This window comes from Mycobacterium ostraviense, assembly GCF_002705925.1.
GTDB classification, from domain to species: Bacteria; Actinomycetota; Actinomycetes; order Mycobacteriales; family Mycobacteriaceae; genus Mycobacterium; species Mycobacterium ostraviense.
The window spans coordinates 3154479-3170365 of record NZ_NKRE01000001.1 but is presented as its reverse complement, the minus strand read 5'-3'; the positions used below and the strand labels follow the sequence as shown (position 1 = coordinate 3170365).

The window sequence follows — 15887 nt, the reverse complement described above, 5'->3', positions numbered from 1 at the left end:
CCATCCTCAGGCCAACCTGCCGCCCAAATCGCTACTTCCCGCACCGCGCCGGCCCCGCGTCACGCCTAAGATTATCCGGTTCAGCCGCGGGGAATCGTCCAGCGCCGGTCGATCCGGTCGTACATTCTTCCGCGGCGCGTTTGGGCTGTAGGTGATGGTTGCGGTCGAGGAAGTGTAAGGCCAGAGCGGCGACAATACCGACAACGAATAGTCCTGCCCAGATGAGTTCGCCGACTCCCAGCTGCCGTGCCGCGCCCATCGCCCAGCCAGTGGCCAGGTTGCCCACAAGGATTCCTACCCCGACGATGGTGTTGTAGAACCCGTAATGGGTGGCCGCAAGGCGTCCTCCGGCCAGCGCCATGACCGTGTCCATCTCGAACGGGAAGACCGCGGCCGAGCCGACCGCGAGCATGGCTGCTGACACCAGCAGCGCGCCGGCAGCCGCAAGAATCCCTAACCGAGAGCCGTCGGGAATGACGACCAGCGGCAAGAACGAGGCCGCCATCATGGCCAGGCCGATGGCCAGGCTGCGCCCGGGGCCCCACCGTGCGGCGAACCAGCGGGTGATGCGCAGCTGCCCGGCGACCGCGACCAGACCCGAAACGACAAAAATTCCTGCCACTAAAGGTGTTTCAAAACGCTTCGTCACGATCGACGCCTGGAGTGGGAGAGCGAGGTAGACCTGAAAAGACAACACGTAGGAGCCGATCATCGCCACGGCGAACAGCAGGAAAGACCGGTTGGCGATGACGACTCGCCAGTCATCGATTATCGATGTTTTCTCCGATGACGGAACGGCGCTATGCTGCGGCAGCGCCAGCAACTGCGCCACCGTCAGCACCGCAAAGATGGCCGCCGCGGCTGCCGCGGTGATGCGGAAGTCCGCGGCCACCAGGATGACCCCGACCAGCGGGCCCAGCAGAATGCCGGTCTGATAGAAGATGTTGAACACCGCGAATGCTTCGACACGGCGATCACCGGAATCGGCGGCTAGGTAGGCGCGTACCGCAGGGTTGAACAACGCGCCGGCGAAACCGGTAGCCGCGGACGCGATCAGCACGACCGGTAAGGAGTGAGCCACGACGAGTAAGGCGAAACCCCCGGTGCGTAGCAGGCAGCCGGCCACGATCAACGGCTTGTAACCGATCCGATCGGCGAGAGTGCCGCCCACGACGAACATGCCCTGCTGGGAGAAGTTGCGGACACCCAGGACCAGCCCGACAGCCCACCCCGCCAGCCCGAGTGGGCCGGCGAGGTAGGCCGCCAGATACGGCATCAACATGTAAAAACCCATGTTGATGCCGAACTGGTTGATCATCAGCATCCGGCTGGGCCGGTCGAAGCTGCGGAATTGCGCAAGCAACGCCATTAACGCATCGCTCCGGTGGGGTCGACGACGGTGGCGCACCGGGTCCAGGACTGCACGACCTGTTGCGACGGGTGGTCGATGACGGCCGGCTCGTGGGGGGGCAGCTGGTCGAGCAGCCCGTGCCCGCGGCAGTAGTCATCGTTGTAGATGGTGTCGAAGTAGCGTTGCGGACCATCGGGGAACACCGCCGCGATGCTGGTGTCCGCCGCCATGGTGCGCGCCGCCCAGCCCGCCACCAAAGCGACCGCACCCACACTCCAGCCACCGCTGGCGTGGTGAGTGGCCGCCAAGGCACGCGCCGCCCAGACCGCTTCGGCCGGGGCCACCCAGTGCACCTCGTCAAAGGCCGGGTAGTCGACATTGCGGGGATAGATGCTCGAACCCAAACCGCGCATCAACCGAGTGGTCGCCGGTTGACCGAAAATCGTCGAACCGATGGTGTCCACACCGATCACCTTCAGGTCGGGGTTAACCTGCCGCAGCACCTTCGCCACCCCGGCCGAGTGGCCACCGGTGCCCACCGAGCACACCAGCACATCGACGCGGCCCAGCTGATCGAGCAACTCCAGCGCCAACGGCCGGTAGGCCTCGACATTGTCGGGATTGTTGTACTGGTTGGGGCACCAGGCGTCGGAGTCAGCGGCCAGCAACTGCGCGATGCGGTCCTTGCGGGCCTGTTGCCATCCGCCGACCGGATGCGGCTCGGTGACCAAGTCGACCTCGGCGCCGTAGGCGCGCAGCATATTCTGCACAATCGGCTCCATTCCCGGGTCGGTGACCACGGTGACCGGGTGCCGATACACCATCCCGGCCAGCGCCAACCCCAACCCGAGGGATCCGCTGGTGGATTCCACGATACGGGCCCCCGGGCGCAACTCGCCGCGGGCGCGGGCCCGCTCCACCATGTGCACCGCGGGGCGGTCCTTCATGCTGCCGCCGGGGTTAAACCCTTCAAGTTTGGCCCAAAAGCCGCGGTCAGCGGCGGTCAACGGCGCCGAGATCCGCAACACCGGGGTGTTGCCGACCAAAGCGTCGGGCTGGCGGAACCCGCCGGAGACGGGCTGGCACTGACCGGCACTGACTTGCCGGTTCACCAACGGCACCGCCCGAGCGCTGCACGGCACCCGGGTGTCCAAAGCTTTCAAAGACGGAATTTGATTGTTCATCGGATCGTCGCTTTCTAACGTGAGGCCGCAGGCGCGGCCATCGACAGGGACAGCGGCCACCGGCCGTCGTGACAAGGCACAACGACCTGGCGCTGACCAATCAGCGACGAGAAAGACAGAACCGGGTCAACAGATCTTGCCCGGTCAAAGCAGCGGCGAACCCACCCGGCGGACCCCGCCCCGCCGGGACCACAAGTGGGGCCAGCAACCCGACGGCAGCAACCGCCGCCACCACGAAACCCAAGGCAGCAAACGTGGTACCGGGCGAACCCGGCAGCACCGCGGCGGTGATCGCTTCGTGGTGGTGTGCACTTGAGGAGCGGTTCTCGAGGTGAGAGTGACCGATATTGACCGCGAATTCACCGCCCAGCGATGAAACCAAAGCGTGCGCCGGATGAGACGCCGGGGGTTCGGACCGCAGTTCGGAATGCGCGCCGATGACTAGCACCCACATCACGACCATCGTGGCGACAGCCGCAACCGCGGTGGCGGTGGATCGCCACCGCTGCGGTCGCCCCGCGTCCTGCAAGCTCACGGTGCCTGATCGATACCAGCGTGAGTGAGGGTCTGCTGGATGGGACGGGCGTCCAGACAGCACGTGGCGGCCATCCGCCTTCGCCGACATCCCCATACCCCCACAGGGTAGTAGGAAACGGATGTTTCGGCAAGGTGCCGACAAGCCATCGGTTTGCGCAACCCATCGCGACCGCGTGCCATCGGCACGGGCTGAACACCGCCCGGATTCACGTGTTCCCAACTGCACGATCGGATGAGCACCTGGCAGTGTGATCACACCCAGCACTCCGAAACCCTAACCCGTGCCGGCAAGAAGGGCCGGTGGTTGGTCACCGACACCGGTCGTCTGCCGTACGGAAGTGCGGCTCATCAGCGACCGGGCGGTGCCGGCTCGTTGGCCGGGCGTAATGACGTCGTTCACCTGGCCGTGGACAGTCGCGCTAGAACATGCGATCGTGCGGCTGATCGCTTCAGTGACTAACCGCGGTTCCTCATGCAAAAGCATGTGCCCCGCGGCGGAGCGGTACAGATGGGTGGCATCGCGGATACCGGCAGCGAGATCACGGGCGTGTGCGGGTGGGGTGAATCGGTCCGCCCCGCCGCTGATGATGGTTGTCTTGGCATACACAGAACCCAGCGTCCGGTAGTGGTCATAGGCTTTCAGCCCGGGCAGGAAGCCCACTTTCGTTCTCACCCGGGTGTCGTTGATGCTCCCCGCGGACACCGCGACCAGCGTCTCCGCGGCCGCTGTGCCGTATCCGGCATACCTGGTCATTGCGCTGCACACCGGCCGGGCCAACACCCGGACCGCCTCATCGGCAACCCTTTGGGGCGCGCGCTGCACCAACGCATACAGGAGGCGCACGGCCGGGCTGGCAAGGAGCCGGCCCAATCCCCGTTCGCACAGTTTCCCCGCAGCACTAGCGATAAGGATGAGGGCATGCGGTTCAACAGGCCGCTGACCGGCGGGTCGGCCCAGATAGGCCAGCGCTGTCATACCGCCCATCGAATGCCCAGCGAGGGTGAGCGGTCCGGCGACGCCAAGGGCCACCAGCAACTCAGCGAGATCCGACGCGAGGTGCTCGATGCGGTAGGTGTGCATTGGCGCATCAGAAGACTCGCCATGACCACGATGGTCGTAGCTGATGATCCGAATCCTGCTGCCCCACTGACGGATCAAGTGGCGGATTTGTATGTCCCAAGAATCTTTGTTCAGACAGAAGCCGTGCAGTAGCACGACCGTATGGGCCGCCGTTGACGATCCGTAATCACGCACCGCCAGTGCCACACCGTCACTGGTGGTGACGGTTCGGTACTCGAACTCGCCCCGGGACCAGTGATTCGTTGCTCGTGCGCTTGCGCCGATTTCGCGCTGGCCGACGTTCACGCCGCACCTCGCAAACCATGCCGGTATCGCCGTCCTTCCACCGATTCGATGCCGCTGCGTAGGCGTTGCGCCGTCCCGACGTCATGCAACCCGAGGGCGGCGCCCCTGGTGGTTCGCTCGCCGGCGGCGGAGCGGGTGTCGCGGACATGCTCGCGTCCTCGAGGAGATGGCTGGGCATTCAAGCCGGTGTTGATGCCGAACTGGTTGATCATCAGCATCCGGCTGGGCCGGTCGAAGCTGCGCAGCTGCGCAGGCAACGCCCTCATCGCATCGCTCCGGTGGGGTCGACGACGGTGGCGCACCGGGTCCAGGACTGCACGACCTGTTGCGACGGGTGGTCGATGACGGCCGGCTCGTGGGGGGGCAGCTGGTCGAGCAGCCCGTGCCCGCGGCAGTAGTCATCGTTGTAGATGGTGTCGAAGTAGCGTTGCAGACCATCGGGGAACACCGCCGCGATGCTGGTGTCCGCCGCCATGGTGCGCGCCGCCCAGCCCGCCACCAAAGCGACCGCACCCACACTCCAGCCACCGCTGGCGTGGTGAGTGGCCGCCAAGGCACGCGCCGCCCAGACCGCTTCGGCCGGGGCCACCCAGTGCACCTCGTCAAAGGCCGGGTAGTCGACATTGCGGGGATAGATGCTCGAACCCAAACCGCGCATCAACCGCATGGTCGCCGGTTGACCGAAAATCGTCGAACCGATGGTGTCCACACCGATCACCTTCAGGTCGGGGTTAACCTGCCGCAGCACCTTCGCCACCCCGGCCGAGTGGCCACCGGTGCCCACCGAGCACACCAGCACATCGACGCGGCCCAGCTGATCGAGCAACTCCAGCGCCAACGGCCGGTAGGCCTCGACATTGTCGGGATTGTTGTACTGGTTGGGGCACCAGGCGTCGGAGTCAGCGGCCAGCAACTGCGCGATGCGGTCCTTGCGGGCCTGTTGCCATCCGCCGACCGGATGCGGCTCGGTGACCAAGTCGACCTCGGCGCCGTAGGCGCGCAGCATATTCTGCACAATCGGCTCCATTCCCGGGTCGGTGACCACGGTGACCGGGTGCCGATACACCATCCCGGCCAGCGCCAACCCCAACCCGAGGGATCCGCTGGTGGATTCCACGATACGGGCCCCCGGGCGCAACTCGCCGCGGGCGCGGGCCCGCTCCACCATGTGCACCGCGGGGCGGTCCTTCATGCTGCCGCCGGGGTTAAACCCTTCAAGTTTGGCCCAAAAGCCGCGGTCAGCGGCGGTCAACGGCGCCGAGATCCGCAACACCGGGGTGTTGCCGACCAAAGCGTCGGGCTGGCGGAACCCGCCGGAGACGGGCTGGCACTGACCGGCACTGACTTGCCGGTTCACCAGCGGCACCGCCCGAGCGCTGCACGGCACCCGGGTGTCCAAAGCTTTCAAAGACGGAATTTGATTGTTCATCGGATCGTCGCTTTCTAACGTGAGGCCGCAGGCGCGGCCATCGACAGGGACAGCGGCCACCGGCCGTCGTGACAAGGCACAACGACCTGGCGCTGACCAATCAGCGACGAGAAAGACAGAACCGGGTCAACAGATCTTGCCCGGTCAAAGCAGCGGCGAACCCACCCGGCGGACCCCGCCCCGCCGGGACCACAAGTGGGGCCAGCAAACCTGTGACGACGACCATCGCCGCCGCGAAGCCAAGTGCGGCTATGGCCGTGGACGGCGAGTTGGGCACCACGACCTCCGTGAACGCCTCGTGGTGTGCGCTCAATGAGCCGTTGTCCAGGTGCGGGTGGTCGATGTCGATCACGGACTCAACGCCCAGCGATGAAACCAAAGGGTGCGGTGGGTGAAATGGCGGGGATACGGGCCTAAGGATGTCGACGTGTCCCGCGAGCGCGAGCATCCCCGCCACAGCCACCACGGTGACGAGGGATCGCGGCCCTAGCCGACTGCATCCAGCGAGGCGCCGGACTTCCGCCCAGATCCTCCTATACCCCATACCCGTTAACGGTACCGCAGCGCCCAACGCTTTTCCAACGGCAAGTACAGGTTTGTTCCGGCGACGCCCTGCCGCTCAACCCGGCTCCCGGCTGCACGGCGCGCGCCCAGCTGGTGCGCCCGCAAAACTAAGGTGACTGCCGATGCCACGATGGATCGCAGATAGCAGAGTATGCGCAGAAGGCAGGTAATTGAGAGCAGATCGGGTTTCTCAGGCGAACCGATGCTCGGCCAACGAGATCACGCCGCAGGCGCGTTGACTGCTCGCATCACCGATCACATCAACCTCGACTGTCCTCAGCTTGGCTCCTCCGTGTAAGAAGACATAGATATGAGCGCGCGCTATCTCGGATTTCTCCGTTGTCCCCGGTGCGGGGAGGTAGCACCAGAAGACCGAGCACCGTTCGGCTGTTCCCGTTGCGCCCGCGGCGACGTGGGCGTGAATCTCACCCCCGCATACGCGCTGACGGCTGGCTGTTTGCCGTCCGAGGCGTCTCAGCCAGGCATCTTCGGATTCCGTGATCTGCTGCCTTTGGCGCCCAAGAATGCTCCGGTGACCTTGGGAGAAGGTCAGACGCCCGTAATTCCGTTGAATCGGCTGGGGCCTCGGCTTGGGCTGCACAGACTCATGCTCAAAGACGAAGCCCGCAATCCTACGTGGTCATTCAAGGACAGGCTGGCGGCGGCCGCCGTCACCAAGGCAGCGGCGGCCGGTGCTTCAACTGTCATCGTCTCCTCAACGGGAAACCACGGCGCGGCTGTGGCCGCCTACGCAGCCGTGGCCGGGCTTGGCTGCGTGGTACTTACCGTGTCGTCGGTGCCGCGGGAGATGAGCACCCTGATGCAAGCTTATGGCGCCTGCGTCGTGGCGTACGAGAATGGCCCGGACCGGTGGTCGGTCCTGCGGCAAGCGGTCGAGGCGTTCGGCTGGACGCCGATATCCGGGGTTGTGACCCCCCCGATCGGTTCCAACCCGTTTGGTGTGGAGGGATACAAGACGATCGCCTACGAGCTGTGGCGCCAACTCGGGGAAGCGCCCGACGTTGTCGTCGTACCAACAGCCTATGGTGACGGATTGGCCGGTATTCGCAGGGGATTTTCCGACCTCGTCGAACTCGGCCTTAGCACCCGCATGCCCAGGTTGGTCGCGGTCGACCCGTTTGGCGCCTATGCCCGCGGGCTGCAATCCCCACCGGGAAAGCAGCCGACCGTTCCCACTCGGCCCTCGACTGCATTCTCGGTCGCTACGCGGGTCGCGACCTATCAGGGACTGGACGCAATCCGGGCCACCGACGGCACGGCGGTTGCCGAACCAAGCAATGACGCGATTGTTCGCATGCAACTCGAATTGGCGTCGAGCGAAGGACTTTTCGCAGAAGGCGCGTCCGTGTTGGCGGTACTCGCCGCTGCGCAGCTGGCCGCGCGGAGCTGGATCGATGCTGATGAGCGCGTCGTGCTGGTGTCGACGTCGACCGGGTTGAAGGATCCCGGCCCGGCGGCCAGCCACCTGCCCAATTTGCCGGTCCTCGAACCCACCCTGAAAGCCCTCGAGGGCGCGCTGCCGGCGGGCATGTGCCGATGACAATGCGGACCCGAATCCGGGATCACCCCCGGGCCTGGCGGGCGTGCCCGCCATCTGTCTCAGCTGCTCCTTGCGCGGCATCCGGGCGTGCTGATTTCCTGCACCTCCCGAATCCGGTCCAGCAAGCCTGACACGCACTTGACCCGGACCGTGGTATCCGTCGCGTGCCCGCCCAAGCTGATCGACACCGATCCAGCCGAAAGCCCTAGCGCTTCAAGGCAATCCGTGATTACTTCGGCGACCGGAGGGAAGTAGCGCAGCGTAGCAGACAGCACACCGGTCAGCTCTTCGGACAACGCCTTGATCTGATGCGTGCGCATGCGAGAGATCGGTTGGGCGACGCCGGACACGGCAGGTTCGGCTAGGCGCACCGGGTCCACCCGCGAGGATCGGAAGCGGCACACCCGCCATTGCGCGACCGACGGCACGCCCGCGGACAGGTAGGCGGCCAAGGCGCGCCGCGCACTGATCCGCATCGCGCGGCGATACAGATCCATCAGGACATTGTCGTCGTCGGGCCGAAAATCCCAAATGCCCACCAGCCGCGCCGAACCCAGGGCGTGCACCCCACGCAGCACGCCGGTGATCTCGTTGTACGGGACGAACCCGCCGGCCTCGGCCAGCGCGGAGACGCGCACCATCAGGTTGCCGCTCAGCGCGATCGACTCCGCGTAGCGCGCAAACTGCTCGGTGTGTTCCGGATCGGCGCCGGTGGCGCTGTGGCGGCGCATGAACCTGGCGGCAAGCAGCGCGCGCAGCGCGTCGGCGGCGAAGAACACCGGCAGCATCGGGGCGGGCGCCCACCGGCTGTCGAACAGCACCGGGCCGGCCGCCAGGTCGGCCCGCACCGGTCCGGTCACCGCCTGGCGCAGCTCCTCGAGGACTCCCGCCGGGATCGCCACCAGGTCATCGTCGGCGACGACAAAACCGGTGCTTGCCGGATCGAGCCGCTGCACCCGAATCACCGCGTCCAACATCAGCTGGCGAAGCTCCCCGACTCCCATCCGGCTAGGCATCACCACCTCGGCGATCCCGAAGCGCACCGCCGCCGAACCCGCCCGGGAGATGGCCGCACGCGCCCGCATCATGGTGTCGTCCGCGGGCCTGCTGGCCGGCCGGTTAACCATGAACACCACCGAGATCGGCACCGAACACCGCTGCCGGGCCAGTTCGGCGATGGTGTCATCGAGCACGGCCCCGCTCTGCCCACCGAATCCGACCGTGGGAATCAGCACCGGCATCGCGGGGCCCGCCGGAAACTGGCCGGCCAACTGTTCGACGACGTGGTCGAACAACCGCCGGTGGTCGGGGCCTGCCTCTTCGGCGGCTTGCCGGCCGGTCAGATACCCGGTCATGGCGCTTTCTCCTCGATCTCCTGCACGAAGGGCGCGGCGATGCGAGCCAACTGATCCGCACGCACCAGCACCTTTCGGAGGGTGTCGGCACCCATCGGCTTGCGCAGCCCATCACGAACGGGATCCCATCGCGGATCGCCAAACGGGCGATTACCCACGCCGACCTCGGCAGTCGGCGATAGCGCGGGCACCGCGGCGATCACCAGCTCCCTAAGCCCGCACAACACGTCGACCTGGGCGGCCTGCCGCCGCGACAGCACCGGCACGGACGTCCAACCGAACAGACATTCCTCATCATCCTCGACCAACACCGTGACCGTCAGCGACCCCGGCTCGTCGGGTACGGTTGTCGCGCAAGACAATCCACCCTCGACCGGTTCAGCGGGCCGATCCCCGGCCGATAGCGTCCACCGGAACCGGGTGCCATCGCGGACCGGCTGGTCCAATGCCACATGAAACGTCGCCGGTTGCCCGGCCACGGCCAGACAACGGCCATGCCGAGCCGGAAACGGTCCCAGCACCCGCACCCCCCGGTTGACCAGCCGGCGGAGCACGTTACGCGTCACTCCAGCCACCACCGAATTGCCCTGCTCGAGAACCCTGGGCCAGTCGGTGGTCCCGCAGGTGAAAACCGTCCCGGTAGCGCTGTAGGCGCCCAGCACAGCATTGGCTTCCGCTCCCGCCGGGCGATCCTGCCAGCCCTCCCCCAGCTGCGCGACGCCCAGTACCGCCAGGTCCAGCGGGGTGCCGTCGGTGCCGGCGGCCCGCAGCTGGCCGTCCGGCCCCCGGTCGAGGGTCGCCCCGTCGCACTCGTAGCCGACCAACCGTTCCTCGGCGCCGAACGTGTCCCCGGTGCGCAGACCCAAACCCTCGTACGCCCAGTGCCCGCCGTGCTGCACCGTGTAGCCGACGGGGTCTCGCGGGCCGTCCCACCAGCCGCCGCCGCGGCGGTAGCTGACGCCGGTCATGGCGTTCTCCGGCGCGCTGCGCCACCACTGCCCGCCCTTCGGATGGCTGACCGGCGGGTGCACACAGGTCATATCACCGTTGTCGGCCAGCTCAATTCGCCACCAGCTGGTGTTGCCGCTGAAGAAGGCGACGTTGCCGCCCGCCGCGACGAACTGTTGGACGGCTTGACGCATCCGCGGGCTCCAGTACTCGTCGTGGCCGACACTGAGCAAGAGCCGGTAGCCGGACAACAGATCGGGGTCGCGATGCAGGTCGAGGTCGGTGCAGAAATCGACCGCGACACCCTCGCGCTCCAGCCAGCGGATCATCGGCAGATCCCAGTGCGCGAACCCTTCGCGCGGGGTGCTCTCGTCGTAGACGTCGATCGCCTCGGGAAACGAGAGTTGACCACCGGTGCCACCGCCGGGACGACGGGTGGTCAGCACCGTGGCGGTTGCCGTGGGCACGAACGACGCCGTGTGGTACATGCTGCCGCCGCCCGATGCGTTGTAGGCGTGGTAGGTGGCCCAGGACAGCTTGTACAGAATCCGTGGCCCATCGCCGGCCTGTCGCCGGACCACGAACAGCGTCCGGCCCGACCGCGCGTCGATAGCGGGCGCCGCATCCGGCGAGTCGATCACGGCGTCGGCGGCGGTGATCACGGCGAGATACACACCGCCCGGCCAGCTGTCGGGGATGTCGAATTCCTCCGGTGGCCAGCCCCAGTCTTGATCCGGCAGCCCCGGCGACAGGTCGTGCCCGTGGCACGGTGGACTGGTGCCGAGGTGGACGGTTTGCAAGCCGACCCGGAAGAACGCGACTCGGTAGCGGGATTCGGCGGTCGACACGTGCAGCACCAGCCGTCCGCCCGGGCGGACCGTCGGCTCGCGCGGGTACACCTGCGCAGCTACCTCGCGTTGCGGTCCGGTTCGTGCCGATCTCGGTCCTGCCGACCCACCATTGGAGGCTCCTGGCACCGGGAATCCTTTGTCCACGCAAACCCTCCGAGCTTGCCGTCCGCTACCTGCGGGCGGCGGATCACGCGAGCTGTCCGGTGATACCACGAGAACCGATCCACCCGTCAGATATCAAATCTATACCCACGCGGGGTATACGCTAAACCTTGGCTAAACCGGCAGTTCGGGTGCTGAGACGGAGCAGCAGGACATGAGCGAAACCGCCGACGTGGTAGTGGTGGGAGCCGGGCTGAGCGGTTTGGAATGCGCGAGTGCAATCGTGGCGGCGGGGGTTGGCGACGTTCTCGTCGTCGAGACCGGCGGCGCACGCACCGGCACGACGGCCCCGACCCCGCTGGCATGGGTCAGCACCGCGCCACCGCATTATGTGCGCACAAGCCGCGAACGGCTGGTCGGCGGGCGATCGCTGGACTGGCACGGGGTGGTGCTGCGGCTCGAGGAGTGGGCGCTGGCCGACCCGGCCTGGCCCGCACCGGCCCGGTCGGCGCTGTCGAGTCTCTACGAGCAGGTCGAGGGCGAATTGGCGGATTGGGCGGGCGGCACCCTGAGCCGCGATCGCCAGATCCACGGCTTGGCGCGTGTGTTGCCTGCGGGTCAGGCGGTGCCGCAGGCGGTGCGCCCAGACGGCGACGGCGGCTGGCGCGCCTACACACCGCTGGACCGTTGTACCAGCTGGATGGCCTCCGGCGAGCGCGGGGGCCAGCCCAGGGTCCGCACCGGGTGCCAGGCGCTGACCTTGGTGACCCGGGCGGGCAGAGTTAGCGGGGTTCGGGTGCAAGATATCGGCACCGGCGACACCGAGACGATCACCACCGGCACCCTGGTGCTCGCCGCGGGAACCCTGGACAACACCAGGCTGGTGGCGCAGCTGGCGGGAGCCGACCGGCCACCGGCCTTCACCGGCGTGAACGACCACTTGGTGCAGGGCTTTGTGGTTCGGCTGCCGCCCGCCGCGCTGGGCTGGCCGCAGCCGGCGGACGCGTTTGAGTACATGGCTTGCGACAACATCCGGTCCAACCTGTTCGCGCGCACCCGGACGGTGCCGGAGAACGCCCATGAGGCGCTCCTGGATGTGTGGGCAATGGGCGAGCAGTTACGTTCGGAGCACAATGTTGTCTCGTTCCCCGACCCGGGACGGGTTCCCTGGTACGGCCTGGTCACACCAGGGCTGAGCGAACCCGACCGCGCGGTGCTGGCCGGGCAGCGACGTGAGCTGACCAAGCTGTGGACACGCCTTGCCGGACGTCACGCCACAGCCTTGCGTCTCCCGGACTTCCTGGACGCGCCATTCGCCTTCGATCGGGCACTGACCCGGGTCATGAGTGGACCGCTCGCGGTGCCGGTCGGCTACTGCTGGCCGCTGGGGACCGTCGAGCACGAATCAGGCACGCTGCCGCTGGGCGGGGCGCACGTGAGTGAGACCGGTGAACTGACCGCCGCCGCCGGCGGACATGTCGTCGGGCCCGCGACGTTTCCCCGCTCGGGCGCCGCGAACCCGTCGCTGACGACCCTGGCGCTGGCCCGCTGGATGGCAGCCAGGGTACTGACGGGCTAATCGCCGCAGCAGCGTCACAGTGCCCCTGCGTGCCTGGCGACCTTATGGAACGCGGCTACGACGACCTCCAGCCCCGTCGGAGTGCTCAGCAGCACCCGGTGCGGCAGCAGCATCAGGTTGTCGTAGAGATGTTCGGCGCCTGGAAAGCGGGTGCCGGCCGGCGGCCGCAGTCGTTCGCGCAGCCAGCGGTAGCGCGGTTTCGTCTCCGGGCAGTACAGCCGGTTCTGGTGTAACGGACGGTCGGCGCGATACACCCGTACAGCCAATTCGGCGGCCACGGCGGCGCACACCCGATCGGTGGGCGCACCGGCGAACGCGTCGGGATCTCGCTGCACGCCGTAGGCGAACACGCTAGGCAGGTCGAGTTGCGCCGGCCGCGCCAGCGGCCGCAAGCCCGGCACCCGGGCGATTTCGGTATCCAGCAGCTCACCGGCTTGGGCGCGCTGTTGCAGCTGCGCCGGCAGCCGCTCCAGCTGGTCGAGCAACAGCGCTGCCGATAGCTCGGGCAGGCAGTGGTTGGTCCCCATCACCTTGCATGCCTCGGTGAGGTAGGGATAGCCGATCGCCGGATCCTCCTGCGGGTAGCGACGCGAGTCCGCCCGCAACTGCTGCAACCGGTCGTATAGGTGCGCGTCCGACGTGCAAACCGCACCGCCTTCCCCGCAGGTCAGCACCTTGCCCTGTTGCATGCTGAATGCGCCGACGGTGCCCAGTGAGCCCGCCGCCCGGCCATTCCAGCGGGCGCCGTGGGCTTGCGCGCAGTCCTCGATCACGGCCAGGCCGTGCCTCTTGGCGATGGCGCCGACGGCATCCATGTCGGCCATCCGAGAATGCAGGTGCACGACGACCAGTGCCTTGGTGCGCTCGGTGATCGCCTCGGCCACCGCTGCCGGGCTGACACAGCCGGTGCCCGGGTCCACGTCGGCGAAGACCGGCACGGCGCTGACGTTGAGCACCGCGGTGGCGGTGGCGACCCAGGTGAAGACGGGAACCACCACTTCGTCTCCGGCGCCCACCCCAACCGCCTCCAACGCGATGACAAGGCTGCTGGAACCGTGGTCGGTGCTCACGCAATACGGGACCCCGAGGAACTCGGCGAAGCGCCGGGCGAACCGGCGCTCATAGGGCTCGACGCCGGTCCAGCCGCCGGTCAGCGTCCATCGGCCACTGGTCAGGGCCGCGGTGACGCGTTCGATCGTGGCCTGGTCGTACTGCGGCCACTCGGGCCAGCCGCCCGACCACAGCGGGGCACCCCCGTGCAACGCCAACTCTGCCATGACACCTCCAGGCCCTGCTTCGAGACGATCACCTTACGTGGCAGGCATCCAGGCCAGCCGAAATGGGCGGCGAGCCCGGCCGGCGTCCGGGTGAGGCGGTGTGCTTCCCCCGGTTTCTCGGAGACTTCCGAACCAGGTTTGATCTTGAGAGCCTGGAGGAAGGAAGTGTGCAGTGGCAGCGAACAGGAAGTATCCGGCGCGGTAACGGTGGCGCGGCCGGCTGAGCGGCCCAGCCCCGCCGCCCGCGCCACCGTTACCGCCGGCTCCCCCCGCGCCACCGGGCGCGCCGTCACCGCCGTCGCCGCCCGGGCCACCGCGAAAAACACCGTCGGGGGTGGTGCCGCCGGCACCGCCGGCACCACCGGGCCCACCCGCGGCTCCGATGCCCCCGGCACCCCCGAGACCGCCGCCACCGCCGGCACCGCCGTCGCCGAACAACAGCCCGCCCCGGCCACCGGCGCCGCCGTTACCACCCGCGACACCGTTGCCGCCGGCACTCAACAGGCCATTGGCGTCGCCACCGCGACCACCCGCACCACCGGGACCTTGAAGGGCACCTCCCTCTGGGTCCGCTGTATAGTTCAGGCCGCCGCTGCCGCCAGTGCCACCGGGCGCACCGGCACCGCCGTTTCCGCCATTTCCGCCGGCGCCTCCGGTTGCGACATCAAAGTTGTAGAAGACGTTTCCGCCGTCGCCGCCGTTCCCGCCCGTCCCGCCGGGCCCGCCGTCGCCGCCCACACCGCCCGTTCCGCCGACGAGATTGCCGTTGCCCCCGGGACCGCCGGTACCGCCGGGCGCATTGTCGCCCCCGGCCCCCCCGGCGCCGCCGTTACCGCCTGTGTTCGACAGTAGTTCGGGGTCACGGGCATCGCTGTACCCGGATCCGCCGTTACCGCCGGCCTGGCCGGGAAGTCCGGGGTGGCCGGGCTCGCCATTGCCGCCGGGTTCACCCGGTGCACCGGCGGGGCCGTCCGTCGCCGACCCCGTGAAGCTCTGCACGGGGTTGACTCCGTTGTTCCCATTGCCACCCGCGCTGCCGGCACCGCCGGCACCGCCGGTGCCCCACAGCCCGGCACTGCCGCCGTTGCCGCCGCTGCCACCGGACAATCCGCCGAAACCGCCTGCCCCACCGTTGCCGTACAGCAGCCCACCGGCCCCACCGTTGCCACCGCTGGCCCCCAGCCCGCCGTAGCCACCGGCCCCGCCGTTGCCGATCAACCCGGCGGCACCGCCGTTGCCGCCGGCCCGACCCGCGCCTCCGGATCCGCCATTGCCGCCGTTGCCGTACAACAGCCCTCCGGCACCGCCCGCTTGCCCGGTACCCGCCGCCCCGTCAACACCGTTGCCGATCAGCGGACGGCCCAGGGCCACTTGGGTCGGTGCGTTGATCGCGTTAAGGAGCTGCTGCTGCACGTTGGCTGCTTCGGCACCGGCATAGGCGTTGCCGGCCGCGTTCAGCGTCTGCACGAACTGGCTGTGCAGTGCCGAGGCCTGGGCGCTCATCGACTGGTACTGCTGGGCGTGCGCGCCGAAAAGCGCCGCGATCGCCGCGGAAACCTCGTCGGCTCCGGCAGCCAGCACATTGACGGTGGGTGCAGCCGCCGCGACGGTGGCGCTGTTGATCGTCGACCCGATACCGGCTAGATCCGTCGCTGCCGCAATCATTATGTCCGGCCGTGTAAACAAAAATGTCATGGCAGATTCTCTCGATCGCATGTTAGAAGAAGCGCATCGTATCGACTAGGTCCAGCTCAGATGGCGCTCGTTATACTAACGATACTGC

Annotated in this window: 13 protein-coding genes; 2 read left to right on the top strand and 11 right to left on the bottom strand. The window is 67.7% G+C overall.

The genetic code is table 11. From position 1 onward, the window contains the following. Positions 1-31 precede the first annotated feature (31 nt). The 7 genes from CDN38_RS14440 to lpqS (CDN38_RS14410) form a co-directional block, all read right to left on the bottom strand. Complete coding sequence (locus CDN38_RS14440; RefSeq protein WP_099319021.1) at positions 32-1369, bottom strand: MDR family MFS transporter; 1338 nt, start codon at positions 1367-1369, stop codon at positions 32-34. Continuing rightward, entirely contained in the window at positions 1369-2535 is a 1167-nt protein-coding gene (locus tag CDN38_RS14435) for a PLP-dependent cysteine synthase family protein (RefSeq protein WP_099319394.1), read from the bottom strand. Before CDN38_RS14435 ends, CDN38_RS14440 begins: the two co-directional genes overlap by 1 nt. A 100-nt stretch (positions 2536-2635) precedes the next feature. Then, positions 2636-3070 carry a putative copper homeostasis (lipo)protein LpqS gene (gene lpqS, locus CDN38_RS14430; protein WP_233428407.1) on the bottom strand — a complete coding sequence of 145 codons (435 nt, stop codon included), beginning with the start codon at positions 3068-3070 and terminating at the stop codon, positions 2636-2638. Between the two features lie 276 nt (positions 3071-3346). Continuing rightward, positions 3347-4438 carry an alpha/beta fold hydrolase gene (locus tag CDN38_RS14425; RefSeq protein WP_075512983.1) on the bottom strand — a complete coding sequence of 364 codons (1092 nt, stop codon included), beginning with the start codon at positions 4436-4438 and terminating at the stop codon, positions 3347-3349. After that, positions 4435-4704 carry a hypothetical protein gene (locus tag CDN38_RS14420; protein ID WP_075512984.1) on the bottom strand — a complete coding sequence of 90 codons (270 nt, stop codon included), beginning with the start codon at positions 4702-4704 and terminating at the stop codon, positions 4435-4437. Before CDN38_RS14420 ends, CDN38_RS14425 begins: the two co-directional genes overlap by 4 nt. Beyond that, on the bottom strand, positions 4701-5867 hold the full coding sequence (locus CDN38_RS14415; RefSeq protein WP_099319393.1) for a PLP-dependent cysteine synthase family protein: 1167 nt from the start codon (positions 5865-5867) through the stop codon (positions 4701-4703). Before CDN38_RS14415 ends, CDN38_RS14420 begins: the two co-directional genes overlap by 4 nt. Before the next feature lie 100 nt (positions 5868-5967). Next, positions 5968-6411 carry a putative copper homeostasis (lipo)protein LpqS gene (lpqS, locus tag CDN38_RS14410; protein ID WP_477497716.1) on the bottom strand — a complete coding sequence of 148 codons (444 nt, stop codon included), beginning with the start codon at positions 6409-6411 and terminating at the stop codon, positions 5968-5970. A gap of 330 nt (positions 6412-6741) precedes the next feature. Here lpqS (CDN38_RS14410) and CDN38_RS14405 point away from each other — a divergent pair, with 330 nt between their 5' ends. Continuing rightward, a complete protein-coding gene (locus CDN38_RS14405) occupies positions 6742-7992 on the top strand; it encodes a threonine synthase (RefSeq protein ID WP_233026881.1) in 1251 nt (416 codons plus the stop codon). A gap of 59 nt (positions 7993-8051) precedes the next feature. On the opposite strand, the gene CDN38_RS14400 is transcribed toward CDN38_RS14405, so the two are convergent. Then, complete coding sequence (locus CDN38_RS14400; RefSeq protein ID WP_075512986.1) at positions 8052-9347, bottom strand: hypothetical protein; 1296 nt, start codon at positions 9345-9347, stop codon at positions 8052-8054. Continuing rightward, positions 9344-11272: a N,N-dimethylformamidase beta subunit family domain-containing protein gene (locus CDN38_RS14395; RefSeq protein ID WP_180276329.1), complete on the bottom strand. Its 1929-nt coding sequence runs from the start codon at positions 11270-11272 to the stop codon at positions 9344-9346. The genes CDN38_RS14400 and CDN38_RS14395 overlap by 4 nt, the downstream gene beginning before the upstream one ends. A 190-nt stretch (positions 11273-11462) precedes the next feature. Here CDN38_RS14395 and CDN38_RS14390 point away from each other — a divergent pair, with 190 nt between their 5' ends. Then, positions 11463-12827, top strand: coding sequence for an FAD-binding protein (locus CDN38_RS14390; protein ID WP_075512988.1), 1365 nt, complete (start codon positions 11463-11465; stop codon positions 12825-12827). Between the two features lie 14 nt (positions 12828-12841). Here CDN38_RS14390 and CDN38_RS14385 read toward each other — a convergent pair whose 3' ends face one another. Beyond that, complete coding sequence (locus CDN38_RS14385) at positions 12842-14104, bottom strand: DegT/DnrJ/EryC1/StrS aminotransferase family protein (RefSeq protein ID WP_075512989.1); 1263 nt, start codon at positions 14102-14104, stop codon at positions 12842-12844. 33 nt (positions 14105-14137) lie between these two features. Further along, complete coding sequence (locus CDN38_RS14380; RefSeq protein WP_099319018.1) at positions 14138-15799, bottom strand: PE family protein; 1662 nt, start codon at positions 15797-15799, stop codon at positions 14138-14140. Positions 15800-15887 lie beyond the last annotated feature (88 nt).